This window comes from Streptomyces sp. NPDC006510, assembly GCF_040611955.1.
GTDB lineage: Bacteria > Actinomycetota > Actinomycetes > Streptomycetales > Streptomycetaceae > Streptomyces.
Genome location: NZ_JBEXPH010000026.1, coordinates 13,974 through 39,453, shown reverse-complemented (window position 1 = coordinate 39,453; position 25,480 = coordinate 13,974). Strand labels below are relative to the sequence as shown.

Below are 25,480 nucleotides of genomic sequence, written 5' to 3'. Positions count from 1 at the left end.
AGGACCCGGCGCCGGACAGGACAGGGCCCGCCCCCGGTTCACGGACAAAGGACTGGAAAGTCGGCCCTGGCCCAAAGAGCACGGACAGCGGCGGGCTTGTCGTCGGTGGGGTTGTCATCGGTGCTCCATATTTTGGCCTGGGCCGTGGAGTTGTTGACCGATGGCCAGCCCGGGTTTCCGGTGGAAGCGAAATCGGACCACGCACGCACCATGCGACGTGCCAGTCCATGGTCTGCGGAGGTGGGTGCGCCGCCGATGAGGAATGCCAGGCAGTCGCTGTCCAGGTTGCCGAAGGCGAAGGGGATGTCCGCACAGTGCCAGGCCCGCACGACTCCGTGCGGGCCGGTGCGCCGACGATCGAAACGCGACAGGAACGCCCGGCCGCCGGCTTGGGCATGAAGCTCGGCGAGTCGGTTGCTGTACTCGCCGAACAGGAGATCACCGAAGACGGCGAGGTAGACGTCGAGCACCGGGGCATGGGGCATCGCAGCGCGATAGCCGGCCACCAGGCCGTCAGGAAGGCCGAAATCCTCAGCGAAGAGAGCAAGCTGTTCAGCGGTGGTGATCTTGGCACTGCTGCCGACGGCGTCGAGCAACCAGTACTCCTCCGTGGTGTGGCAGACCAGCAGGTCCACTCCCAGGGTCGCGCCGGCGGCCATCCCCGTGAGGGGGTCGGTGGGCAGGACATCGCCGTCAAGGACTGGGGCGTAGAGCGAGGGGTCGTAGTGGCGGGATCCGGAGGTGGGTTCATGCCGGTAGTCGTCGATCACCTGGTCGGAGGCGGTGATCAGGGCCTGCGGAGTCGCCGATGTCAGGCCCTCGGGTGTGGCAGGGCAGCCCGCCGCCGCAGCGACCTCGCGGGTGGTTGCCGCAGCGATTTCGAGCGTGTAGCAAGGGCTGGCGGCGCTACGTACTCGCTTTCAGCGACTGAAGCGACTCGCATTGCGGGTTGGTGGTGTGTGGGCAGGGCTGAATGCGTGGGGGCTGCGGGAGTCCCGCCGGGCTCTTGTTGTCCCTGCTCGGCCGGTTGTGCGGGGTGGTAATCAATCGAGGGTCTGTCCGGTTGAATCGATGTGGTGGTGGAAAGGATCCGTCTCGTGTTTCATCTGTGAGATCGAGGCTCGGCCGACTTGTGTGTGGGAGGAATTCTGCTTTTCGTATGGATGTGGGTTCTCCGGGAGGGTCCGAGTGGTGCAGAGCGGAAACGTCCGGTGGTTATGCAGTTGTGGCTGCTGAGCTTTGCACGGCTCGATCGCCTGACCTGAAGGCTTCGTTGGGAGCGTGTTGGTCGGGCGTCTTTTTCATGGTTGAGTCCCTCGTCGGCGTGCGACTTCATGGGCTGCAGAAATGAGGCTGCATATTTCGCGACCCGGCGTCAAACGATCATTGCAGTGCTGCGGTACGAGTGGATGGCTCACTGTGCAGATCGCATCAAAGTGCCTGCTCGTGACGGTCGGCAGGGCTGTTTCGTGCCGTGTGCGGACCGGGTGATTTGTGGTGCCGGGGGGTGGTCTGGCCTGTGACGGTGCGGCTTCGGCGGAGTCGTTGGTGTCGGCCGCAGTGGCGCAGTGCGCACTGGGCGCAGAGCGGGGGGTGTGATGTTGCGACGTCTTGTGGCTCTGCAGGACGTTACCGGCTGTCGAATTCTCTCACGGGATCAGGCCGGACGGATCATGCCAAGAACTGGCAGGGCCGGCGGTCGTCAACGGGATCAGGCCGGACGGATCATGCCATGAACTGGCAGGGCCGGCGGTCGTCAAGGGAAGTCAGAAGAAGCGATTCGCCAAGTGGATCCGTTGCGTCGTGCGGTACCGGTTCCGCGGTATCGCGGGCTGCCCGCGCGCATGAAGCACTTCATCCAGATGATTGACGGCGGCCTGCCCGGTGGGTCTTGGAGCGGTCCGGAGGAGAAGGGCGAGGATATTGTCATGGGTACGCCGTTCGGGTGACATCCTGTCGACTTTGTTGCTGTCATGTGCGCCCGAGAGGATAACTGTCACTATCCAAACCGGTGGGCCGCCCACCCTCTCCGGGGGAGCGGCTGCTCATTTCTCTCGTAGCTGTCCAGGTGAGGTGAAAGCCTGGGGATCTGCCGGGTGGGACTGCCGCAATGGGCACTCCCGTGGGAGGGGTTTGGATCCGCCAGTCGGTGCCGGTGGTGCCGGCTGGCGCGGCGGCCCAAGTGACCTCTGTGGGGACACCGTGCGAGCTTCCTTGGCGGCCATTCCGGCGTGCAGTGCCCGGTTTCGGACTCCTGAGTTCTGCGGTGGGACCGCTCGGGCCGGTGCGGTGCGACACCGGCCGGCAGGGGTACCCGTCGCTCTCGCGCTGTGCTCGGCCGGCCCGCTCACCCTTGCGCACGGCGCAGGGGCTTTGCCGGAGCAGGGAGTCTGGCGCCTTTTCACGGCACTGAATCATCTCCAGGGCCGGTGGCCGGCATCGTCCGGACACCGCCCGGCAGGTCGGCGTCGGGCGGGTGCGCGCTGCTTCCCGTCACTGAACCGCCCGCTCGGCTCTCGGCACGGTTGTCCCTGCCCGGCGAGCGCATCGGTACAGCAGGAATCCGCGGCCGGCGGTTTGTGCCGCGTTGTGTCCGAAGGTGCAAACCTGCCGCCCCGTCACCTGGGCAAGGCCCGGGGCGAGAGAGGAAGAACCATGCTGCCGACTGCTTGGCCGGGGGCGCAGATCGCACTGTCCCCCCAAGAGATTGAACAGTGGCCGGATACGGCGTCGGCCCGGGCCCTGGCCGGCGGCCGCTCCGGCGGGCGACCGGTCTCGTTCCGCGTGCCGGCATTGGAGCGGGCGGTGCCGGTCTGCCGTCAACTGGCCCGGCTGTGGATGGACTCCGAGGGTATATCGGACGAAAGTGCCCGGTGTGCGGCCTTGCTCGTGATCTCTGAGCTGATGACCAACGCCATCGTCCATACCAACAGCCTCTCGGTCACGGGCCGTCTGCAAAAGGACGGTGACTGGCTTCTCGTGGAAGTCCAGGATGAGGGGGGTACCCCGTTGGTCCCGCACCGTGCCGGCAACGCCAGCGAGTACGGCCGGGGTCTGGCGGTGGTTGCGCAGTCCGCGCAGGCACTGGGAACGCGGCAGGAGACCGGCGGGGGCCGCACGTTCTGGGCACGGATCGCACTGGCCGGGTGAAATCCGTCGCCAACTCACGTCCCCGGCCCGGTGAACAGCGCCTGCGGCGCCGGTTCACCGGGCCGGCCGGGCGCTCGACGGCGAGCCCGGTCCTCCGGTGACCTCAGTCTCGTGCCGTATTCCGGGAACACGAAGCATCCGAGAGCGAGGTTGTCCTCGTGCCGCTGGAGGAGCCTTGCACGGCCCGGTTGAAGACATCGGTTGCGGGGCCGCTTCAGGTCCCGCGCCGGCCGGCTGGACCAAGGCCGTGGCCGGTCCGGAGCTCTGCGTCCCGTGCGGTCTGTGCCGTCCGCCGGTTTTGCCGAGGCGCACAGAGGTCATCTCGGCAGGCGGGTGCATCGCCCAAGCGCCCTGCCGGCAAAGGCGCGGGGTGCAGGCGCGACGATGCGGACATGCCTGGGCCGAGGCAGCTGATGGGCGCCGGGGAACCGGCCCGGCCGGAACTCAGGAAGACACCCGGTGCCGGGCCGGTGTCCGTTGAGGTGCTTTCGCCTGAAGGTCCGGGGTGGGGCGTGGCTTCTCCGGCCGCAGGTGACGGCCAGGCCGTACGTGGGCGCGGGCGTGCTGCACCGCGGCGGTCTTCCGGGCGACGGATGGCTGCGGGTCTTCGGCCCTCCGTGGACGGGGCGGCGCACGAGGGGGCCTGGCCCGGGCCGATTCAGTTCCCTGGAGCATCCGGCTGCGCCGGGCGAGCGGGAAGGAGCCCGGTGGTGGCACACGACGTGCCGGCCGGCGCCTTCTCTCAAACGGCAAAGCTCCTGTCGGCGCCGGCTGTCCCGGTGCCTGGGAGAAATGGTCTCCTTCGCCCCGGATTCCTTTCGCTGGGAGGCTCCGGGCGCCGGCCGTCCGGTGTGGAATGGTCCGGCTGGTCTCCGGGGCGCTCGGTGAGTGCCGCGCGGATCTGCGCCGGCCCGGCCGGCAGGACGAGGTCCGGGCACTGACCGGCGGCCAGTGCCTGTCAGCGTTTTCCCCGTTGTGGTCTGCCCGGGCACGCCGAGTTCTCTTCGCGAGCAGTCGTCGCGCTGTGCCCATGACGCAGCTGCCCGGCCTCGCCCGGGACTCGTGCCGGCAGTCCGGCGGAGTTGATCCGGGCGTTCTGGGCGCCGTGTGAACCGGTTGTCCCGTCCGGCCGGCGGTAGCAGATCAGGTCCCGCACGGCTGCCTGCCGAGCCGTGCCCGCCTTCTCCCGGACCGCGGGACCGGTTGGGCGGCTCTCGCCGTCGCCGGGGTCCCGGGCCCGTCCCGCGAGGGGGGCAGGAGGGGCGTTTTGCGAGGGGCAGGAGGGGCGTTTTGCGAGATTCCGGCCCGGGCCGCGTCCTGGTGGACTGCCGGGAGGTGCGGGGGAGAGGCCGGGCCGAAAGAGGCCCGGAAATACCGAATCGGTGGTGAGTGGTTGCAGGCGGCTTGCGTCTGCGGGGTGGGGTCGGCGCGGGGGTGTGGCGCCGGCGGCGGATCGTGTCCCTGCCGGCTCCCGGGCGGCGCGGCCTGATCGGGCGCAGTCCGCGTCGCAATGTTTCCTCTGCCGCTGCGTCCTCGGGTCACCCGATCGGCCCAGTCCGAAATCTGCTCCGGGAGCGGTGGCCGGCTGCCGGCCACTGCCGCCGTGACGGCGGCAGCCACCCCGAGATCATTTCACCGCAACCAGCCACTGCCGGATAATTGCCGGAGCGCGGACCATTTCCATTCGCGCGACACCCCGGTGGCGGACCGTCACGAATGCGAATTCGTGGCCGGTGGGGCAGGATTTGCGGAGCCCGCCGGGAAGACGGAGTCCACCGTTCACTGCATTACGCCATACGGGTGAATTGCAAGCGGCCTCGTTGCGGGATTATTCAGCCCTGTGGGATAACCGTTTTGAATCCAACCGGTGGGCTGCCCTCCTCTCCGGGGAGTGCGGCAACCGACGATCCGCCGCACAACTGGCCGGCCAGTTGTGCGCAGCATCGGGATCGTTCGTCGCAATGAGCGCCCCCGGGCAAGGAAGAGGCGGCTCGCATCACCTCGTCAAAGGGGCGCCATGCGAGTTCCCAGTGCTGTCCCATCCGCCATCAGGGCCTGTCTCCCGCGATCGGGGCCCGTCGTGATCCCGACAGCCGTCCACGCCCGGACCCCCGCTCCGCGCCCCGAAACCGCGCTGGTCAATGCGGTCACGATGGCGCACGCTGCCGGCTTTGACCCCGTGGCGGCCACGTCCCTCCGTACGCGAGGCCGGTCACCGATACCGTCCGCGCCGCCTCTGGACCGGCTCCGGCGCGACGGAAAGTGACGCGCCGCACAGGGGATTCCTGGACCAGTTGCGCGGCATGGTGACACTCACCGTTCTGTGGTGGAAGCATTTCCAGCTGCACTCGGGGCGGCGTAGCGGAAAACAATCGAGCCAACGTCTTTGCTGATCACTCAGCGCTGATTCTCCCGACTGGAGAGCGCTATGCCTCAATCGATTCGCGTCATGCTCAGCGGAGGACCGGAGGGCTCTCCGCCGGCCTGGGAAGTGAAATCACTGGAAACTGAAACAAGAGTGACGGTTCCCCACCGGAACGGTTATGAGCATTTTGAGTTCGCGGATCACCATGCCGAACTCGACGGTGAAATGCTGCCGGTCTACCGGTGGATCTACCGCACATACATTGCCGAATAGATACCTGCTCGAATCCGGCCGCTGCGGAATCTCTTCCCCAGCACCACACAGCCGGTTACGTGCGGGTGCTGCCAACTGATCCGGAGGGGATCACAATGACGACTTCTCTGTTGCACGCAGGTGTGTCGTGAGCGGGGCGGCCCCCCTCCCGGGAGGCGGCCGGCACGCGCGGGATGCCGTGGTCACCGGGATCGGGTTCTGCCTTCCCGGTGACGGACACCCCGTCTTCACCGCGGACGACCTGTGGAACATCGCCTCCCGAGGGGCCTCCTGCCTCACGCAGAGCAACGCCTACTACGGCTCCGTAGACCTCTCGGACGCAATGTTCGACGAACACCTCCCCGACATCGTCCCCTTCTTCTCACGCCACTACACCGCAGCGCACCGGTTCGGCCTGGTGTCCATGGCGCAGGCCTGCTCGGACGCCGAACTGGACCCCTACTCGGGCGACCTGGCCGACGCGGCGATCCTCGCCGGACGCGGCGGCATCGACGCGAACATCGACAGCTACCTCGCCGTGCTGCGAGCCGACCCCGACACCATCCGCGTGACGGAGGCGATGGAACTGTTCGTCGCGGCAGAACAGGCCGTCACTCCCTCCGACGTCGCCCTGGTCCAAGGCGCACTGTCCCGGTCGAAAGGCCCCAACTTCACGGTCTCGTGCGGCTGCGCGTCATCCGCGGTGCAGATCGGCAACGCCCGACGCCTGATCGCCGGCGGCGAGGTCGACCTCGCCGTCGTGACCGGCGTCGACATCTTCAGCGTCAAACTGATCCGTAACATCCAGCGCCTGCTGCAGGGCGCCCAGAAAACGTACGAGATCATCCGGTCCGACGACATGCCCGCGCTCCTGCCGTCCTTCGACTCCCTCATGCGCCCCTACGACCGGCGTGCCGACTGCATCAACCACGGCGAGGGATCGGTGACCGTCATCATGGAAAGCCGCGAACACGCCACCCGGCGCGGGGCCCACCTCTACGGTCAGGTGCTCGCCCAGGCCACAACCCGCGACGGGCTGACCAACCCCCTGGCTTCCGACGAGACAGGCCGCGAGCTGGTGTCCGCCGTCCGCCGATGCCTCGCAGACCGCTGGGAGATCGGCCAGGTGCCCTACGTCCACGGTGGCAGCGACGGCAACGTGGTGGTCACCGCCTTCGAGGCCAACGCGATCAAGGAACTGTACGGCTCCGCCGCCCAGGACCTGCTGATGACATCCCAGGAAGGCTGCTTCGGCCACAACGGCGCGCCCGCGGGCTGTCTCGGCGTCGCCCTTACCCTGCTCATGATGGAGCGCGGCCAGGTATGTCCCACCGCGAACTGCGAGCAGCCGGCGGACAACCTCACCTTCGACCCCGTTCCCGGCGTACGCACCCGGCCCCTCGACTTCGACTACGCGCTGAGCTTCAACTACCAGGTCGGCGGGGTGAAGAGCGCGATCCTCCTGGCAAGCCCCGACGTCTGAGGCCCGCCCCGGCAACCCTCAGCCCTCCACGGCACCCGGCCCGGCCCCTGCCCGTGCGCGTCGCGAGCCCGGATGAGCCGTCAGCAGAGCGGGAGCCCAGCGCTTCCACGCGCAGCCAACCGACAAGGAGAACCCCCGTGGGCCGACACAGGCACCCCCCGAACAAGGCAACGGACCCCATCGCTGTGATCGGCATGGGCTGCAGGCTTCCTGGCGACATCGACTCTCCCGCAGCCCTGTGGCAGCTGCTCGCCGAGAGACAGGAGACGGTCGGGAACCCGCCGCCGGGACGCGAGACGCTCTGGGCACAACACGGCGCCGAGCCAACCCCCGGCAGGCCCACACCTCCTCAGCAGGGCGGCTACCTCAATGACGTGTCCGGTTTCGACGCGGACTTCTTCGGCGTCTCCGGCCGCGAGGCGGACGTACTCGATCCCCAACACCGGCTGCTGCTGGAGGTGGCCTGGGAGGCATTGGAGCACGCCGGACTGCCACCGGACCGATTGACCGGCTCGCCGACAGGGGTCTTCACCGGTCTCAGCTACAACGACTACATGGATCAGCTCGCCGGACAGCCCCAAGAACTCGAGGGCTCCATTCTGACGAACGGGCACTGCGTCGCCGCAGGCCGTATCTCCTACCTCCTGGGCCTGCACGGCCCCTGCGTCGCCCTCGACACGGCCTGCTCGTCCTCACTCGTCGCCTTCCACCTGGCCTGCCGGGCACTGCTTCACAACGAATGCGATCTCGCCCTCGCCGCCGGCGTCACACTCATGCTCCGCCCCAGGACAACCCTGTCCTTCGCCCGGATGGGAATGCTGTCGCCCACAGGGCGCTGCCACACCTTCGACGCAGCCGCGGACGGCTTCGTCCGAGGCGAAGGCTGCGGCGCGGTCGTACTCAAACGCCTGGCCGATGCCGAACGGGACGGCGACCGCGTCCTCGCCGTCGTCCGCGGGTCCGCCGTGAACCAGGACGGCAGGTCCGACGGCCTGGCCGCCCCCTCTCCCACCGCCCAGCAGGCCCTGTACCAGCAGGCACTCACAAACGCCGGGACCGACCCGCAGGACGTGGGAATGATCGAGACCCACGGAACGGGAACCCCGCTCGGCGACCCGATCGAGTTCGCCAGCCTGGCACAGGTATACGGCACCGGCCACGGCCGCTGCGCACTGGGCTCCGTCAAAACCAACCTCGGCCACCTGGAGCCCGCCGCCGGAGTCACCGGACTGATCAAGACCGTCCTGTGCCTCCAGCACGGGCTCATCCCCCCCAACGTGAACTTCACCCGCTGGAATCCCGCCATCGCCGCGGACAAGACACGCTTCTTCGTACCCACCGAACTGACTCTGTGGCCCGTACAGGCGCCCACAAGGCTGGCCGCGGTCTCCTCCTTCGGATTCTCCGGCACCAACGCCCACGTCATCCTGGAACAACCACCACAGAACAGCCGAACGGCCCCGCCACACCGACGACAACCCCCTCCTGCCGCACCCGAAGTCGTCCTGGTACCGGCCGGATCCCCCGCCGTACTACCGGCCGCGGCACTGCGTCTGGCCGACTGGCTGGAGAACGACGGCGCGAACGTACCACTGGGCGACATCGCGCACACCCTCGCCCTGCGACGCAGCGCAGGGCGAGGACGTCTCGCAGTCGTGGCCCGCTCGACACGCGACACGGTCGGCGCACTGAGGTCGTTCGCAGCGGGCCGGGCCCACCCGGCCGTGGTGACGGGGCCGACAAGCATCACCGCCTCCCGGCAGCCCGTATGGGTATTCTCCGGACAGGGCTCGCAGTGGCCGGGCATGGGACGGGGACTGCTGCAGCAGGAACCGGCCTTCGCAGCGGCCCTGACCGAAGCCGACGCCCACATCTTCGCCGAGGCCGCATTCTCCGTACTGGACCTCGTACACGCCGGTGAACCGGTGACGCAATGTTCCAAAGTACAGCCCCTACTGTTCGCCCTGCAGATCGCGCTGGCCGCCACCTGGCGCGCCCATGGAGTCGAGCCGGCCGGCGTCATCGGCCACTCCATGGGAGAAGTCGCGGCCGCAGTCGTGGCCGGCGCCCTGTCGCTGCAGGACGGCGCCAGGGTGATCTGCCGGCGCTCCGCACTGCTCACCCGGATCGCCGGAGCCGGCGCCATGGCAACCGTAGGACTGGACCGGGCCACGGTGGAGACCGAACTCGCCGCGAACAATGCCCAGTCGGTCTCCGTGGCCGTCCTTGCCGCACCGAACTCCACCGTCGTGGCCGGCGACCCCACCCAGATCGCAAAGCTCGTCGCCGGCTGGAAGGACCGCGGCATCCCGGCACTGACCGTCGCGGTGGACGTCGCCTCCCACAGCCCGCAAGTGGACCCACTGCTCACAGAACTTCTCACCGGCCTCGGCGACCTGACCCCTCAGCACCCCAGGATCCCCTTCTACTCCACCGTGCTGAAGGACCCGCACGAGGTGCCGGCCTTCGACGCCGCCTACTGGTGCGCCAACCTGCGCAACCCGGTGCGCTTCTGCCCGGCGGTGGCCACGGCCGCCGCGGACCGCAACCTGGTGTATCTCGAGATCTCCCCGCACCCAGTGGTCACACACGCCCTCGCCCAGAGCCTGCAAAACCTGACCGGCGAACCCATCGTGCTGCCCACGCTACGCCGCGCAGAGGACGAACCCACCACGTTCCGCACCCAGCTCGCGGCCCTGCACTGCGCGGGTGTGAACGTCGACTGGTCGCCGCTGTACGCGCGAGGCGACCTCACCGACGTCCCCACCATTACCTTCGACCGCAAGCACCACTGGGTGCAAGCCGCCCATCCGGCCACCCCCGCCGAGCAGCGCGCCGCACGCCCGGCCGTCGCCCTGCCGGGCAGCCACACCGAGGTACCCGGCGAGCAGGTGCGCCACTGCTGGCAGGGAGACGCCGGAACCACGAAGCTGCCCTGGCTGACCGACCACCAAGTGCACGGAACCCCGGTACTGCCCGGCGCCGCCCACTACGCCATCGCACTGACCACCGCCTGCGAGGTGTTCGACGCCGCCCCCGCCGACGTAGAGATCACCGACGTCTCATTCCGGGAACTACTGCGTCTGACCGAACACACCGACCTCAGCACGACCGTCACCATGACCGCCCCGGACCACGCCACCTGCGAAATCTTCGGACGCGGTGACAACGGCCAGTGGGCGACGTACGCCTCAGCCGTGCTGCGCCGTCTCTCCCGGCCCACGCGCACCCACACCGCGTCCGTCGCCACCTTGGCACGCAGGCACTCGGTCACCGACGATCCCGCAGCTCTCTACACAAGACTCCGCTCCCGGGGACTGGAACACGGCCCGGCATTCACCGGCATCACAGATCTGCACGCCTCCCGCAACCGAGACAGTTTCTGGGCCCGCGTCGTTGTCCCGGAGCCCGCGCGGACCGGAGACCTCTCCTTGCGGGTTCACCCTGTCCTCGTCGACCTCTGCCTGCAACTCCTGGTCGCAGGGCCCGTCGAGGACGCCGGCCAGGGGCTGATCCTCCCCGTCCGGATGGGGGCAGTACGGATCCTGGGAGATCCCGCGACCGCCGTGTACTGCCACGCCCGGATCGTTGAGACCACAGCCGACAGCGCCATGGGGCATGCCCGCCTGCTCAGCGAAACAGGCAAACCGGTCATGGCCATCGACGGAGTGAAGTTTGCACGCCGAAGCACACGCAAGACCGACCAGGTCGACCGGTGGTTCCTGGAGACCGGCTGGCATCCGGTCCCGCGTCCACCGGCCACCTCACAGCCGGCGCCCGGAAAATGGCTCGTCATCGGGGAGGGCCAAGGCGACGCCGAGGCACTGGCCACCATCCTGCGCGAGACCGGGGCCCAGGCCGAGGCGTGGGAAACCCCGCTGCGAGACGAGCAGCTCGGACCGTTCGCCGAATCCGTCAGCACACACCTGGAGGCCATTGCGTCCCCCGCCCGCGCCGTCGTCATGCTGTGCAGCACATCACCCACCACCACGGACGATCCCACCGTGGGAGCCCAGCGGCGCGCCCGGCGAATCCTCGCTACGGCCCAGGCAGCCGCCCGCACTTCCACCCCTCCCCGCCTGTACGCCGTCACCCGGGCCGCCCGCGCGGTAGCAACCGACGAGACCGTGGATCTCGAGCAAAGTGCCCTGCGCGGCGTGATCCGCGTCCTGGCGTTCGAACACCCGCACATGCGCGCCACCCTGGTGGACACGGACCACGGCGAACCGGGCCTGCAAAGCCTGGCCGAGGAACTGCTCGCCGATGGCCACGAAGACGAAATCGCCCTACGAGGCACCACCCGGTACATCGCCCGTCTCGATCACGCCCCCCTCGCCGCCTCCGAACAAATCACGGCCGCCACCCGCACCGTGCGCTACGGGGTGGACGGATTCCGCCTCCGGGCAGGGCGGCTCGGGGACCTCGGCAGTCTGGAACTCGCCGCGACCGGGCGGCGGACTCCAGGACCGGGCGAAGTGGAACTGCGCGTCCAGGCAGCGGGCCTCAACTTCCGCGACGTACTCACGACTATGGGCCTCCTGCCCGGCGAACAGGACATCCGGTACCGGATCGGCTTCGAGTGCGCAGGTGTGGTGACCGAAACCGGGCCAGGCGTCGAGCACCTACGCGTCGGCGACCCGGTGCTCGCCGTTCACCTCGAAGGCGGCGCCTTCGCCTCGTTCGTCACTGTCCCCGCGACCGTGGTCGCCCCGATTCCGGCCATGCTCGACCCTGTCACCGCAGCAGGAGTGCCCACGGCCTTCCTCACCGCCTGGTACGCGTTGCGCCACGTCGCCCGGCTGCGCGCGGGAGAACGCGTCCTGATCCATTCGGCCAGCGGGGGCACCGGCCTGGCGGCGGTCGCCGTCGCCAAGCTGCTCGGCGCCCAGGTACTGGCCACAGCCGGCAACGAAGAGAAGCGACGATACCTACGCGGCAGCGGAATCAGCCGGGTGATGGACTCCCGGTCCCTGGACTTCGCCGAGCAGACCCGCAACGCCACCCACGGCCAGGGCGTCGATGTCGTCCTCAACTCCCTCTCCGGTGCGGCAGTGCGCGCAGGACTGGAGACGCTCCGGCCCTTCGGCCGCTTCATCGAACTGGGAGTGCGCGACATCCTGGCCAACGCCCCTGTCGGACTGGCCCCGTTCCGGCACAACATCACCCTGAGCACCGTTGATCTCATCGAACTCCAGCAAACCCGCCCCGACCTGTTCGCGACCGTGCTGCGCGAGGTCGTCACCGAGTTCACCGAAGGCCGCCTCAAGCCGCTGCTCTGCACCCCGTATCCGCTCGCCGAAGCCACCGACGCCTTCCGGCTGATGGCCGGCGCCCGCCACATCGGCAAGCTGGTCCTGACCATCCCGAACCGGGGGAAGACCACTGCGGTCCTTCCCGAGGGACCGCCTGTCGTTCACACCGACGGCGCCTACATCGTGACCGGCGGCCTGCGCGGCCTCGGCCTGGCAACCGCGCACTGGCTGGCCGAGCAGGGCGCAAGCCACATCGTCCTCAACGGCCGCACACCTCCCTCTCCTGGTGCCGCGCGCGCGATCACGGAGCTGTCCGCCGGCGGCACCCGGATCACTGTCGTACTGAGCGACATCGCCAAACCCGGTACCGCACAACGCCTGGTGGCCACCGCCACCGAAGACCGGACACCCCTGCGCGGTGTCATCCACTGTGCCATGGTCCTCGAGGACGCCGCGATCACCAACATCCGAGACCCCCAGCTCAAGCGCGTATGGAACCCCAAGGTCACCGGCGCGTGGAACCTGCACAACGCCACCGCAGCGCACACACTGGACTGGTTTGCCGTCTTCTCCTCCATGGCCTCCCTGCTGGGCAACCCCGGGCAGGGCGTGTACGCAGCCGCCAACTCCTGGCTCGACGCCTTCGCCGCATGGCGCAGCCGCGCAGGCATGCCCACGCTCGCCGTCAACTGGGGGCCATGGGGCGAGACCGGTGTCGCAACCGACTTCAGCAGCCGGGGCTACGACACGATCCCGACCGACAAGGGACTGCTGGCGCTCCACTCGCTCCTGGCACACGGACGCGTCCAGACCGGGGTGATTCCCGGGAAGCCGAGCACCTGGATTCCCCTCACCGGACGGCAGTCCTCGTTCTTCAGCCTCCTCGCCCCGGACAACGAACACCCGGTGGACGCGCCGGAGGACTCCCGCGACATCCGGGGCCGTCTCGAGGGCCTCGCGCCAGGAATCGCCCGGCGCGAGGCCCTGGAGACCTACATGGCCGAGCACATTCGCGGAGTTCTCCGGCTGGGCAGCACCACTCTTGACCCGCAGACCCCTCTGAAGGCGCTGGGTTTCGACTCGCTGCTGTCCATGGAATTACGGGTCCGTCTGGAATCCGACCTCGGAGTCCAGCTCGCCAACAACTTTGTCTGGCAGCACCCGACGCTGTCGGCACTGGCCACAGGCCTCGCCGAGTGCATGGGCCTGGAACTGCAGAGCATCGATCCTCACCCCAACGCGTGACGCAGCAGAAGCCGGGCGATACCGCGGCTGCGACCACGGGGTCCCGCGACAAATACCCGTCGCCCGCGGCCACCGCCGCGAACGAACCGCAGCCGGACAGCCCGACGACCGCAACCGCGACAGGTCCCGGCCCCCTGTACTGCACGGTCCAGACCCTCCTGCGCGGGCTCCTGCCTTCACACTCCAGGAAATCCCCAGAAGGGCAGGTCATGACTTCACCCACGACAACACTGCGCATCGCGCCGGCGGCTGCCGCTCCGGCCGGCGCAACGCTGCTGGCCACCGCGACTTTGGCCAATGCCGCACTGTGTCCATCCTCGGCCCCGCCGAAGACCGATGGGCCAAAAGCACGCCGGGAACCCCCCGCAAGCAGCAACCCCTGCCCTGCGACTCCGCCTCGATCAGCTCCTCCAGGGCGTCGCGGTACTCATCCCGGAACCCCGAGATGTCCTCAAGCGCCATGGTGCCGGTGAGCTGGACGGCACGCTCGAGCAGACCTTGCGGGTACGGACCCGGCCCATGTCCTCCAGATGGACCCGGTGGAAATGAACCGAGCGGTCCTCGGCCGCGCTGACGACCTTGATCGGGATGCTGACCAGGCCACAACTGACTGCTCCGTTCCACAAGGGCCGCGGCATACATACCTCCAGGCCCCCTGACAGGTACGGGCCGGGAAGCGGACCGGAGCGCCCGGAAGGGTCCTGTCCCCGCGCACGAGCAGGGGCACAGCCGGGGAGAATGTGGCTCCTGCCATTCGCCCAGAGGCCCTCTTACCTCCCATCGCGCACAGGACCTGGGCCGGAAACCCCGTCGGCGCGCCCGCCCACCGCCGCCTCGCCGCCCGCGCCGAGCGGCCCGGTTACCGCGATGCCCCGCCTCACTCCAGGCGCCGCATCATCCAACAGGAGCGGAGCGCGACCAGAGGCGGCAGCCAAGGACGCGCGAACCGCACGCCGCGCACCCACTGCTGGACGCAGACCGCGGCGGAACGGCATTCGACGCCGCGTACCAGACGCTCCGCAACCTCCGGCGCCGGATAGGCCTGCGAGGCCAGCCACGGCAGCGCCGACCGCAGAGTACGCAGGGCAGTGGACGTGTCGCCGGCCCGGATCATCTCCGTGTCCGCCCAGCTCAGGTAGGCCACGCCCACTGGTGCGCCACTTTGGCCCGCAGCACCCGCGCGAAGGACTCAGCGCCCGATTTGGAGGCGCAGTAGGCGCTCATGAGCGGCGCCCGCGCGAGTGCCGCGAGGGAGGAGACCTGAAGGCAGGTGCCCCCGCAGGGCGATGCAGATCCGGGACGGGGCCACCGGCGAGGAACCGTCCAGCTGAACCGGCCCACGGGTCGGAGGCCGGCGCGGCGGTCGCGCCGGACAGCACCCGGCTCGCCACCGCGTGCGGATCTGGGACCCAGCCGCCCGGCGAGCAGACCGCCTGCCTGACCGGAGACACCGGCTGTGTACAGGAGGTGGCGACTGCGCCCGACGGCACCCGGCTCGCCACCGTCGGCAGCGACAGGACTGTCCGGATCCGGGCCTCCCACGGAATCTCCGCCACGTCCTGCTCCGCTTCCGCCTTCCGCCGGGCATGCCGCAGAGCCTCCGAGGGCCGGTGACTCCGCCCGTGGGGTGACATCCTGTACATGTCGGCCCGGGAGCCCGGAAGACGCGGCCCTTTCTGGTAACAGCAGGGAATGCCCAGGCCCTCGCATCCCCAGCCCGACAACACGGACCCCGGCGTACCGTCCGAAGGACGACGGCACCGGATCCGCGCCGCGTCACGCCGGGCACGGCGCGGCACGACCGGCCCCGCGGCCGGGAACCCGGGCGTGCGACAGGCGCTGCCCGGCCCGCAGTACATGCCACGCGTGAACCCCACGCTCCAGACGGCCGCCGCCTACGCCTGGCGGAGCCTCGCCGTGGGAGCCGTCGTGTACGCGGCCTTCGCTGCGCTGGGGCGATTCCACGAGGTAGCGGCAGCCGTCTTCCTCGGCCTGGTCGTGACCGCGGTGCTGCGCCCGATCGCGGACGTTCTGGCCCGCCTGATGCCGCGGTCGTTCGCCGTCGCCGTGGCCCTGTTCGGCAGTATCGTCCTCGTCCTCGGTGTCCTGACGCTCGTCGGCGAGGCGGCCGCCGGAGAGCGTGCCGGGCTGGAACGGGAATTCGGCGACGGACTGGACAGGATCGAACACTGGCTGGAGGGGCCGCCGTTCCGGCTGAATCCGAGGACGCTCGACGACCTCCAGTCCCGGATCGGGCAGTACCTGTCGAGCCATCGCTCCGCCCTCATCAGCACGGCCGTCAGCGGTGTGGGCCGACTGGTCGAGGTGGTGACGGTATTCGTCCTGGCGTTGTTCTGCTCGGTCTTCTTCATGCACTCGGGCGACCGGCAGTGGGACTGGTTCTGCGATCAACTCCCGCAGAAGGCCCGGGCCCGGGTGGCGATCGCGGGCCGAGCCGCCTGGCGTACGTTCACCGGATACACCCGCGGCATCATCCTGGTGGCAGGGACCAACGCCGTATTCGTAGGACTGGCCCTGTTCGCACTCCGAGTGCCACTGGCTCTGCCACTGGCGCTGCTGGAGTTCTTCGCCGCCTTCATTCCGTTGATCGGCTCACCGATCGCCCTCGCGGTCGCGGCCGTGGTGGCTCTGGCGGCCAAGGGCCCGATCGTGGCGGCCGTCGTCCTCGTCCTGATCGTGGTCATCGGCCAGATCGAAGGCCATGTGCTGCACCCGCTCGTGATGAGCTGGGCCGTTCGCCTGCACCCGGTCGTGGTCGCGCTCTCGGTGATCGGCGGCGCCATCGCGGCGGGAGTGCTCGGAGCGGTGGTGGCAGTACCGCTCGTGTCAGTCCTCTGGTCGGTCCGTCAGGCGCTGGTCCACCCCGGCGAGTCCGCGCCCACGAAGGGGTGAGAGCGTGCACGTAAGGGTGCGCCGAGGCGGAAGCGGGACCGGCCTCGCTGGCCGGCCTGGCCCCGCGCGGGCCAGCCGGACCGCTTGTGCCCCGGCCGTGGGCGACCTCCTCGAAGCGCTGTCCACCGGCCGACCGGCCAGGCAGCAGCACCGCACGCAGAGCAGGGTGTTCCGCAGTGTGGTCCGGCGACCGGGCCGAGGGGTTCAGGCGTGATCCACGAGCTGGGACCGGGACAAACCTTTCTCACGCGCGCAGTGTGCGCAGCAGAAGAACTGTCCGTCGGCTTGCATGCCGTGGCCGAGGATGCGGCACTGGCAGTTGACACAGGTCGGGGCGATCTTCTGGGCAGCGCACTCGATGCTGTCGAAAACATGGACCGCCCCTCCCGCAGCACGCACCTCGAACGCCAGCTCGTAGTCGTTGTGGCAGACCTCGCACACGGCCATGGTGATCATTCCTTGCTGCCGGAATCGATGAGCTGGGGCACCTTCACGTTCGCTCGCCCGCGAAGACGCGGTGTCCTGGACATTAGCGAAAGAGCGCACCGATGCTCCGACAGCGCGTGCACTGCGACCCGGCCGTTCCGCCGGAATCACTCACACAGCGTCCTCGCGCCCACGCGGCGATTCCCAACAACCCGACCTGGTCGAACGCCGCCCAGCCGAAGCCCACCGGAAGGAGCAGCCGCAATCCCGGCCGGCGCGAGGAGGCCGGCCGGTATTGAGCCCTGGTGTGAGTTGGGGTGTGAGTGCGGGGCTGGGCTGGGGTGCTGAAGGTTGGGTGAGAACCGTCCGGGGTGTTTTCAGAAGCTGTATCTCAACCGAACGTGATCCCTTGATTTCTGCTGGTCGTGTGTCACGAACGCTGAAGGAGGCGTCGATGTAGGAGCTTCTGGAAGCGGTGCTGTGTGAGAGATGGAGGTAGGTCCTCCGGAGTCGCCCTGCAGGGGGAGGCTCCAAACCACCGCAGGCTGCGTCGGTCAAGTGCCGTTCGTGGTGAGCGCTGCGGGAAAAGGCGCGGCGGTGATCGCGTCAGGTGTGGGTCAGGAAGGCGAGCGAGAGCGAACCGCTGATGACGTGTCGTAATAGATTCCAGTGGCGTCGAAACCAGGGCGAGACCAGGGCTCCGGGACAAGTCCGGGGGGAGCCTGCTGACTGCCCGGATGGCGTCCGGCATGTAGGCGGCGCGAGCCTGACCTGGGCTCTTGCACGGAACGTGAGAACCTGTCGCCCCGATACTGCTGCCGGTCCGCGAGGCCGGCGGCGGGAGGGAGACCTCCAAGCGGCCAACACCGAAAGGGGCCGAGTACCGATGCGGGGCACGGGGGCAGACCGTCTCGTAGTAGTGAGGAAGCCCGGTAATGCGGGTGGAGCGAAGGGGACGGACCATCCAGGTCCGCTTGGCGGTCAACCGGAGTTCCCGGGAGGAGCCGGATGAGCGGGCCAAAGCCGTTCGAGATTTCGAAGCATGTGGTCTGGGAGGCGTATCTCAGGGTCAAGGCGAACGGGGGAGCGGCCGGGGTCGACGGCGAATCGATCGAGCAGTTCGAGGCTGACCTGCAAGGCAACTTCTACAAACTGTGGAATCGAATGGCGTCGGGCAGCTACTTCCCGCCGCCGGTGCGGATGGTGGAGATCCCCAAGCCCGGGGAGCAGGCAAGGTCAGGGTTCTCGGAGTGCCGACAGTCGCGGACAGAATCGCGCAGACAGCGGCGGCCATGGTCCTGGAACCGGAGGTGGAACCGATGTTCCACCCCGATTCTTACGGATACCGGCCCCGCAGAAGCGCGCTGGACGCGGTCGCGGCCTGCCGGGAACGGTGCTGGAGGACCGACTGGACGGTCGACATCGACATCCAGAGGTTCTTCGACAACCTCGATCATGGCCTGGTCCTCAAGGCGGTGGCCCACCACACCGACCAGCGGTGGATTCTGCTGTATGTGGAACGCTGGCTGAAGGCTCCGCTGCAGCACAGGAGTGGCGAACTGGTCGCGCGGGATCGCGGGAGTCCTCAGGGCTCGGCGATCTCGCCTCTGTTGGCGAACCTGTTCATGCACTACGCGTTCGACACCTGGATGGACCGGGCCTTCCCGGGTGTCCGGTTCGAGCGTTATTGCGATGACATGGTGGTCCACTGCCGCACCGAGGCCGAGGCGCACCAGGTGCGTCGGGCGATCGGTCGGCGGCTGGCCGAGTGCGGGGGCTTGCGGCTGCATCCCGACAAGACCCGCATCGTGTACTGCAAGGACGGCAAGAGGCGTGGTTCGTACGAGCACGTCTCGTTCACCTTCCTCGGATACACGTTCCGGTCGCGGAAAGTCCGGTCGAGGGCGGGGAGTTATTTCTTCGGCTTCAACCCGGCGATCAGCGACGAGGCGGCCAAGCGCATTCGTGCGCAGGTCCGCCGATGGCGGCTGCACCGGCGCAGTGGATCGTCCCTGGCAGACCTTGCACGGGAGATCAATCCCATCGTGCGGGGATGGATCAACTACTACGGCCGGTTCTACCCGTCCGCGTTGGTCCCGAGCCTGAAGGGCATCGATCACTATCTGATGCGATGGGCCACGCAGAAGTACAAGCGGCTCCGGCGTCGCCGGAGCCGGGCGTGGCAGGGCTTGGAGAAGACCGCCAAGCTCTACCCGGGGCTTTTCGCCCACTGGAGAATCCTCCGACCTCGAACGACCGGGTGATGGGAGCCGTGTGAATCGAGAGGTTCACGCACGGTTCTGAGAGAGCCGGGAGGTGAGATCCCTCCCGGCTACTCGCTAGGGGCGTTCTGCCTGGTCAGAGGGGTTGGGTTAGCGGCCTCGGGTGGTGTCGTTGGTTTCGGCGAGGTGGTCCAGACGGATGGTTTCCAGAGATGTTTTGGTGATGCGTTCAGTGCCGTCGAGAATGCTGGTGATCGCGGCTCGGCGGATCAGCCGGGTGAGGCTCCCGATCCGGCCTGCGGTCCGCTGGTGGAGGTATGAGGCGTGGCGGGCAAGTGTCCCTGCCCGGTGCGCACGCAGATCGAGTGCTGCCTCGACCCCCGCGATCAGTTCACGGAACGGTTCGTGTTTCCCGAGCCGTGCCGGGAACGCCCCGCATTCCACGAGGGAGGCCCGCCCGGCGAGTTGTGCCCCGAGTACCCCGCTGAACAAGGCGGTCGTGGTCACGTCGATGCCCGCGTACACGAACGTCGCCCTGATGCGTTCGGTGAGGTCTTTCAACAGGTCAGCGGTCTCCGCGCCGGTCGTGGTGCGGGGGTTGAGCCGGTCGATCTCGTCGATGAGGACCAGGCGCACGCCTGCACGGTTGTAGGTGTGGCAGACGGCGTCGGTGATCCGGGCCTGCGTCATGCGGGTGGTGACAGGGACGCCCAGGTAGCGGGCGAACTCCGTCGCGAGGGCTTTCGGGCTCGCCGCAGGCGGGACCAGGACGTAGGCGACCGGCACCGGTGCATGCGTGGTCCCGGCCGGTGCCGGCTGGCTGTGGGTGTGGGCGAGGTGACAGGCGCGCCCCACGTGGAGCAGCGCGGTGGTCTTCCCGGCCGCCGCCGGCCCGGTGACGATCAGCGAGGGCCGTGCGGTGGTCTGCTGATGGCGTCCCAGGATCATCAGCGTGCGTACCCCTGTGGTCAGGGTGTCGATTACCGGGGTCCGCACGGTGACGAACGCGGAGTGGTGAGCAAGGCGTTCCTCGTTGCTGCGTGCTGGTTCCCCGGGTGCGGGCGGCTGTGGGGGAGGGGTGGTGGCGAAGTGCCGCCAACCCTGCCAGGTCGTCACCGGCCACGCTGCGCCACCCGTCCCGTCGACATCCGCTGCGCCCGTGTCGTGTTCTGACGGCGCTGTCACGTTGGCTGGCCCGTGGGATGATCTTCGGGTTGATCACGTTGGGGGAGCCGTCCGTGGAGGGTGCACCGTCGTCGTACAAGGGGCACCGACACCCGGTCGAGGTCATCTCGCACTGCGTGTGGCTGTACTTTCGGTTCCCGCTCAGTTTCCGTGAGGTGGAGGAGCTGATGTTCCAGCGCGGCGTGACCGTCTCCCACGAGACCGTGCGCCGCTGGTGTCTGAAGTTCGGCCAGGCGTACGCCGGCGCGCTGCGTCGCCGGCGGCCCCGCCCCGGGGACAAGTGGCATCTGGACGAGGTCTTCATCAAGATCAACAGTGAGCAGAAGTACCTGTGGCGGGCGGTCGACCAGGACGGCAATGTCCTGGACATTCTTGTTCAGAACCGGCGGGACGAGGCCGCAGCCAGGCGATTCTTCCGCAGGTTGATGACGAGGACGGGCAGGGTGCCGCGGGTGGTCGTCACCGACAAGCTGCGTTCCTACGGCGCCGCTCACCGCGAGGTCATGCCCTCGGTGGAGCATCGCTCGCACAAGGGCCTGAACAACCGGGCCGAGAACAGCCACCGGCCGACGAGGCAACGCGAACGGGCGATGAAGGGCTTCCGCAGCGTGGGCGGGGCCCAGCGGTTCCTGTCCGCGTTCAGCGGTATCTCACCCCACTTCCGGCCCCGACGCCACCTGATGACCGCATCCGAACACCGAGCCGAGATGACCATCCGCTTCACCATCCGGGAGCAGATCACCGGCGTCACCGGCCGACCTACCGCGGCCTGATCCCAGGTCGGCACCCGGCCCCACCACACCTCGACGCACCGTCAGACACCCACGCACCCAACAACGTGACAACGCCGAACCGACCGCTGCGCCCCACTCCCGCCAGCTCGGCCACCCGAAGTGAAACAGGGAGGCCGGGCCGCGCAAGTCGGCGCTAGCCGATTCGACTGTCCGTGTGTTCTTATGCAGATGTTCAGATGTCCAACATTTGGAGGTCTCCATGGATGCTTTGCGGCAGCCGCGCCGAGCGTCGACTCTCGCCGCGCAGGTCGCCGACCAGCTGCGGGAGCAGCTGGCCACGGGGAAATGGCCGGTAGGCACCCGGATCCCGGGAGAGTTGGAGCTTGCCGGCCTGCTCCAGGTCAGTCGGAATACAGTCCGTGAGGCGCTGCGGGCTCTGGTGCATCTGGGTCTGCTGGAGTCGCGGGTCGGTGACGGCACCTATGTCCGGGTGGCCAACGAGTTGGAAGCCGTCCTGCTGCGACGGACGGCCACGACGCGGCCGGTGGATGTTCTGGAGTTGCGGGCGGTGCTGGAGGAGCATGCCGCCGGGCTGGCTGCCGAACGGCGCTCCCAGGCAGACATTGCGCGGCTGCGCGAGGTGCTTGCGGCGGTGCAGGAGAGTAACCGCTCGGGGTCCATGACGCAGGTCGCTGCCGCCGACGGCGCTTTCCATCGGGCAGTGGTACAGGCCGGTGGCAACGAACTGCTCGGGGAGTTGTACGACTACCTGGGCAGTGCTTTGTCGTCCTTGCTGACGGCGCTGCCCTGGGACGACGACGTCGCTGTCGAGCACGACCATTGGCACGGTGCGCTCGTCGACGCAGTCGCCGCTGGCGACGCGGTTGCCGCCCGCCACGCGGCATCCATGCTGGTCCGGGTGACCAGCCGGCTGGCCGACGAAGCGGGCCAGGACGCGGTCGCCGAACACGACGATGCGGTAGACCGGGGCCGGTCCTGATGCGCGAGGTGCCCGGTGCCGTACGTGGCGGCCAGTTGTCTGCCTTGCTGCTGGTGGGCGTGTTGCTGGTGGCCGCGAACCTTCGCGCCGCGCTGACCGGGGTCGGTCCGCTGCTTCCGGACATCGGCAGATCGACCGGCCTGTCCGGAACCTGGACCGGACTGCTCAGCACCCTGCCACTGCTCACGTTCGCCGCCACCTCCCCGCTGGTCGGCCGCACCACACACCGCTACGGCGCCCCGCGCACCCTGGGCCTCTCTCTGGCCGTCCTGGCGGTCGGGCTGCTGCTGCGGTCCCTTCCCGGCACGTTCTTCCTGTTCGCGGGCACTGTGGTGGTCGCCGCCGCGATCGCCTACGGCAACGTGCTGCTGCCGTCCGTGGTCAAGAGCACCGTGCCGGAGGACCGGATCAGCCAGGTGACCGGCCTGTACGTCACCGCCATGGGTTTCCTGGCCGCCGTGGCGTCAGGAGTGTCCGTGCCGCTGGCCGACCATCTGCCCGGGGGCTGGCGCGCCGCGCTGGGCTGCTGGGCCGTCCTCGCGGTGCTGGCCTACGCAGTGTGGGCTCCGCAGTACCGCCGCACCGGCCCCGCGACGCCCACGTATGCGGGACGGCAGCGCATTCCCTGGCGTTCCCCCCTGGCTTGGCAGGTCAGCCTGTTCATGGGGCTGCAGTCCCTCGGCTTCTACAGCACCATCGCCTGGCTGCCCAGCATCGTGCACGATCAGGGAGTGGGCGAGGCCGCCGCCGGGTGGCAGCTGTTTCTCTTCCAGATCGTCGGCCTCGTCTCCAGCAGCACATTGCCTGTCCTGACCCGCCGATGGAAAGACCAGCGGATCCTGGCCGCGGCCGCCTCGGCGATCGGCGCTGTGGGTTTCGCACTGCTGGCGGTGGCCCCCCAGCTGGCGGTCGTCTCCAGTGTGCTCATCGGCTTCGGCGGCGGAGCGTGCCTGGTCCTGGCCCTGGCCTTCCAGGGCCAGCGGGCGGCCGATGCCTCGCAGGCGGCCGCGCTCGCCTCCATGGCCCAGAGCGTCGGCTACCTGGTGGCAGCTTTGGGGCCGTTGCTTCTGGGCGCGCTGCACGACCTCACCGGCGGCTGGGCGCTTCCGCTGACCGTGCTGGTCGCCCTCACCCTCACCCAGGCCGTCGTCGGAGCCGGCGCCGGCCGGGACCTCCTCCTGAAGACCACCTCATGCGGTTCTACACCCGTACGGATCGGAGACTGACGACCATGACCGTAACCGCCCCCTTCAGCTACCTGGACACGCCGACAGCGGCACCCTTGTCGATCACCGAGCTGATGCCCGGCGTCTACAACCTGCTGGAGTACGCCGCCGTCGCGGCAGGGGAACAGGTATTGATACTTGCCGAGCACAGTACCGACCCGGTGGTCATCCAGGCCATCGCGGCAGCGGCCGCCTACCGCAACGCCGACGTCCACGTGCTGTCCACCGCACCGTTCAGCGCAGGCGGATGGGACCGCGCGACGCCCTCCCCGCTCCTGCCCGCCGCCCATGGCGCTGCCGATGTCGTGATCTCACTGACCTGGTGGGGAGAGGTGCACACACCGCACCTGTTCTTCGATGAGATCGCCAAGCGCCGAGCCCGGTTCGTCTCGCTGCACCAAACGGCGACCGCCGCGGCCCTGTCCACCGGTGCCCGGCTCCCACTCGATCTGTACTTTGCGCTGGAGGCCAGGGCAACGGCCCAGCTCGCCGCTGCAGAAGAAATCCGGGTGACCACCGCACTCAACACCGATGTGACCTTCCGCAACTTCACCACCGCCGGACACCACGCCCCCCTAACCCCCGGCATGTGGCGCCCCTTCCCCTACGGCGGTGTCAACTTCTACCCCGACCAGACCGACGGCGTCGTCGTCATCGAGGAATCCACCGTCACCGGCGTCCCCGCCGAACGGACCACAATTGAGCTGGCCAACAACCGCGTCACCGCCATCGAGGGCGGCGCAGCCGCCGCACTGCGGCGCTACGCACCGAACGGCTACTACATGCGCCACGCGCTCATCGGGCTCAACCCCAAGGTGCGGTCCGCAGGAGGAACCCAGTTCGAGCGTGAGAAGCACGCCGGCGCCTTCTACTTCGGCCTCGACGGCCTCACCCCGGAGGGAACGGCCGACCGCAAAGGCCCCGGGCATGCCCACTGCGACTGCCAGTTCGACAGGCCGACCATCACCCTCGACGGCAAGCCCTTCATCGAGGACGGCTACCTGCTGCTCCTCGACGACCCTGAAATCCAAGAGCTGGCTAGAAAGTTCGGCCCTGCCGACATCCTTCTGGACCCCAACGACCGCCTTGTGCTGCCACCCCGCTACAGCCGCTGACCGCAGCGGCCGGTAGGTCTCAAGACCGTGCCCGGCACACCCGGACCGCTTGGCCAGGTGTGCCGGACCGGCAAGCCGATCTCGCCTACGCCCGCGTCAGTACGACCGCTCAGGACCTCGACCGGCAGATCGACGCGCTCCGCGAAGCCGGTATCGCCGAGGAACACATCTACATCGACAAGCACACCGGCGCGAACATGGACCGCGAGGACCTGACCGCACTACTCGCCTTCGCGCGGCCAGGCGACCGTATGGGCCTGCTCGATCCGTTCGTACACGGCCTCGGGTTCCGTGCTCGGGTCGGGAGCCCAGAGCACAGGATCCGGTCGTCCCGCCGTGTGCCGGACGCCGCCCATCAGTGGCACCGGTGTCGAGAGCGCTGCCTGCGCGTCGTGGACGGGGACGGCTGCGTTGTGGACAGGTTCGCCCGTTCTTCCTGTGCCGCCCTTCCCAGGTTGTGCCATGCGCGGGATGCCAGCAGGTCACCTTCGACGAGCTCCAGGTAGTCGTTGCATTTGAGCCGTAACCGGTTGGCGGCCTCCACGACGGGAGGCGGCCCTTCCAGCTCGAGGACCACCAGCGTTGTCCTCATGGCGCGGCGCAGCGCGGGCAGGTCCTCGTCGGTCCCGTTGAGAGCTGAGTGGCCGGAGCTGATGGTGTCTTCGACGGCGAGGAGGAATGCGGCCCAGGTGTCTCGGCGGATGCCGCGGCGCCATTGCTCGTGGGTGGCTGTCGTCTGGGCGGCGGCCTGGTCGAGCGCTGCGCGGTAGGTTGCCTCCGCCTGTGAGATCCCGGCCTGGCTGGTGGCCTCCGCGCTGCGCAGGGCTGCGCGCATCTGCCATCTGCCGACCAGGACGGTCGCGGGAATTCCTACGGCGGCGACGAGCATGGCTCCCATCGCGCCGATTCCTT

Annotated in this window: 15 protein-coding genes and 3 pseudogenes; 12 read left to right on the top strand and 6 right to left on the bottom strand. The window is 68.6% G+C overall.

From position 1 onward, the window contains the following. Window positions 1-38: 38 nt before the first annotated feature. Window positions 39-908: pseudogene (locus ABZY11_RS11525) on the bottom strand (carboxylesterase family protein); the annotation flags it as partial. A gap of 879 nt (window positions 909-1,787) precedes the next feature. On the opposite strand from ABZY11_RS11525, the gene ABZY11_RS11520 reads away from it, so the two are divergent. The 5 genes from ABZY11_RS11520 (at window position 1,788) to ABZY11_RS11500 (ending at window position 13,747) form a co-directional block, all read left to right on the top strand. Beyond that, complete coding sequence (locus tag ABZY11_RS11520) at window positions 1,788-1,949, top strand: hypothetical protein (RefSeq protein ID WP_356478932.1); 162 nt, start codon at window positions 1,788-1,790, stop codon at window positions 1,947-1,949. Between the two features lie 706 nt (window positions 1,950-2,655). Then, window positions 2,656-3,150 (top strand): ATP-binding protein, encoded by a 495-nt coding sequence (locus tag ABZY11_RS11515; protein WP_356478931.1) that lies wholly within the window; start codon window positions 2,656-2,658, stop codon window positions 3,148-3,150. 2,428 nt (window positions 3,151-5,578) lie between these two features. Further along, complete coding sequence (locus tag ABZY11_RS11510) at window positions 5,579-5,788, top strand: DUF5988 family protein (RefSeq protein WP_356478930.1); 210 nt, start codon at window positions 5,579-5,581, stop codon at window positions 5,786-5,788. A 127-nt stretch (window positions 5,789-5,915) separates the two neighbouring features. After that, on the top strand, window positions 5,916-7,250 hold the full coding sequence (locus ABZY11_RS11505) for a beta-ketoacyl synthase N-terminal-like domain-containing protein (RefSeq protein ID WP_356478929.1): 1,335 nt from the start codon (window positions 5,916-5,918) through the stop codon (window positions 7,248-7,250). 137 nt (window positions 7,251-7,387) lie between these two features. After that, complete coding sequence (locus tag ABZY11_RS11500) at window positions 7,388-13,747, top strand: type I polyketide synthase (RefSeq protein ID WP_356478928.1); 6,360 nt, start codon at window positions 7,388-7,390, stop codon at window positions 13,745-13,747. A gap of 491 nt (window positions 13,748-14,238) precedes the next feature. On the opposite strand, the pseudogene ABZY11_RS11495 reads toward ABZY11_RS11500, so the two are convergent. Together ABZY11_RS11495 and ABZY11_RS11490 are read right to left on the bottom strand one after the other, a co-directional pair. Beyond that, window positions 14,239-14,385 (bottom strand): annotated as a pseudogene (locus tag ABZY11_RS11495) (Ku protein); the annotation flags it as partial. Window positions 14,386-14,624: 239 nt separating this feature from the next. Continuing rightward, window positions 14,625-14,897, bottom strand: coding sequence for a hypothetical protein (locus ABZY11_RS11490; RefSeq protein WP_356478927.1), 273 nt, complete (start codon window positions 14,895-14,897; stop codon window positions 14,625-14,627). Window positions 14,898-15,604: 707 nt separating this feature from the next. Here ABZY11_RS11490 and ABZY11_RS11485 point away from each other — a divergent pair. After that, window positions 15,605-16,660 (top strand): AI-2E family transporter, encoded by a 1,056-nt coding sequence (locus tag ABZY11_RS11485; protein WP_356478953.1) that lies wholly within the window; start codon window positions 15,605-15,607, stop codon window positions 16,658-16,660. Between the two features lie 204 nt (window positions 16,661-16,864). Here the strand turns inward: ABZY11_RS11485 and ABZY11_RS11480 are convergent, their stop codons facing one another. After that, on the bottom strand, window positions 16,865-17,107 hold the full coding sequence (locus ABZY11_RS11480; RefSeq protein WP_356478926.1) for a hypothetical protein: 243 nt from the start codon (window positions 17,105-17,107) through the stop codon (window positions 16,865-16,867). Window positions 17,108-18,336: 1,229 nt separating this feature from the next. Between ABZY11_RS11480 and ltrA the strand changes: the two genes are divergently transcribed. Then, window positions 18,337-19,350: a group II intron reverse transcriptase/maturase gene (ltrA, locus tag ABZY11_RS11475; RefSeq protein ID WP_356478925.1), complete on the top strand. Its 1,014-nt coding sequence runs from the start codon at window positions 18,337-18,339 to the stop codon at window positions 19,348-19,350. Between the two features lie 108 nt (window positions 19,351-19,458). Here ltrA and ABZY11_RS11470 read toward each other — a convergent pair whose 3' ends face one another. Beyond that, the gene (locus ABZY11_RS11470) at window positions 19,459-20,424 is read right to left on the bottom strand and encodes an ATP-binding protein (protein WP_356478924.1); all 966 of its coding nucleotides are present in this window, start codon (window positions 20,422-20,424) and stop codon (window positions 19,459-19,461) included. Between the two features lie 122 nt (window positions 20,425-20,546). Between ABZY11_RS11470 and ABZY11_RS11465 the strand changes: the two genes are divergently transcribed. The 5 genes and pseudogenes from ABZY11_RS11465 to ABZY11_RS11445 form a co-directional block, all read left to right on the top strand. Further along, window positions 20,547-21,266, top strand: a complete 720-nt coding sequence (locus ABZY11_RS11465) for an IS6 family transposase (protein ID WP_356478923.1) — start codon at window positions 20,547-20,549, stop codon at window positions 21,264-21,266. 220 nt (window positions 21,267-21,486) lie between these two features. Further along, entirely contained in the window at window positions 21,487-22,227 is a 741-nt protein-coding gene (locus ABZY11_RS11460; protein WP_356478922.1) for an FCD domain-containing protein, read from the top strand. Further along, complete coding sequence (locus ABZY11_RS11455) at window positions 22,227-23,453, top strand: MFS transporter (protein WP_356478921.1); 1,227 nt, start codon at window positions 22,227-22,229, stop codon at window positions 23,451-23,453. The genes ABZY11_RS11460 and ABZY11_RS11455 overlap by 1 nt, the downstream gene beginning before the upstream one ends. A 5-nt stretch (window positions 23,454-23,458) precedes the next feature. After that, a complete protein-coding gene (locus ABZY11_RS11450) occupies window positions 23,459-24,568 on the top strand; it encodes a hypothetical protein (protein WP_329834436.1) in 1,110 nt (369 codons plus the stop codon). Window positions 24,569-24,627: 59 nt separating this feature from the next. Then, window positions 24,628-24,804: pseudogene (locus tag ABZY11_RS11445) on the top strand (recombinase family protein); the annotation flags it as partial. A 119-nt stretch (window positions 24,805-24,923) separates the two neighbouring features. Here the strand turns inward: ABZY11_RS11445 and ABZY11_RS11440 are convergent. After that, a complete protein-coding gene (locus tag ABZY11_RS11440; RefSeq protein ID WP_356478955.1) occupies window positions 24,924-25,466 on the bottom strand; it encodes a hypothetical protein in 543 nt (180 codons plus the stop codon). Between the last annotated feature and the right edge of the window lie 14 nt (window positions 25,467-25,480).

Coding starts and splice junctions, on each gene's coding strand:
- ABZY11_RS11515 (WP_356478931.1), top strand. CDS start 2,656: ATGCTGCCGACTGCTTGGCCGGGGGCGCAGATCGCACTGTCCCCCCAA.
- ABZY11_RS11510 (WP_356478930.1), top strand. CDS start 5,579: ATGCCTCAATCGATTCGCGTCATGCTCAGCGGAGGACCGGAGGGCTCT.
- ABZY11_RS11485 (WP_356478953.1), top strand. CDS start 15,605: ATGCCACGCGTGAACCCCACGCTCCAGACGGCCGCCGCCTACGCCTGG.
- ABZY11_RS11480 (WP_356478926.1), bottom strand. CDS start 17,107: ATGGCCGTGTGCGAGGTCTGCCACAACGACTACGAGCTGGCGTTCGAG.
- ABZY11_RS11460 (WP_356478922.1), top strand. CDS start 21,487: ATGGATGCTTTGCGGCAGCCGCGCCGAGCGTCGACTCTCGCCGCGCAG.
- ABZY11_RS11455 (WP_356478921.1), top strand. CDS start 22,227: ATGCGCGAGGTGCCCGGTGCCGTACGTGGCGGCCAGTTGTCTGCCTTG.
- ABZY11_RS11450 (WP_329834436.1), top strand. CDS start 23,459: ATGACCGTAACCGCCCCCTTCAGCTACCTGGACACGCCGACAGCGGCA.
- ABZY11_RS11440 (WP_356478955.1), bottom strand. CDS start 25,466: ATGGGAGCCATGCTCGTCGCCGCCGTAGGAATTCCCGCGACCGTCCTG.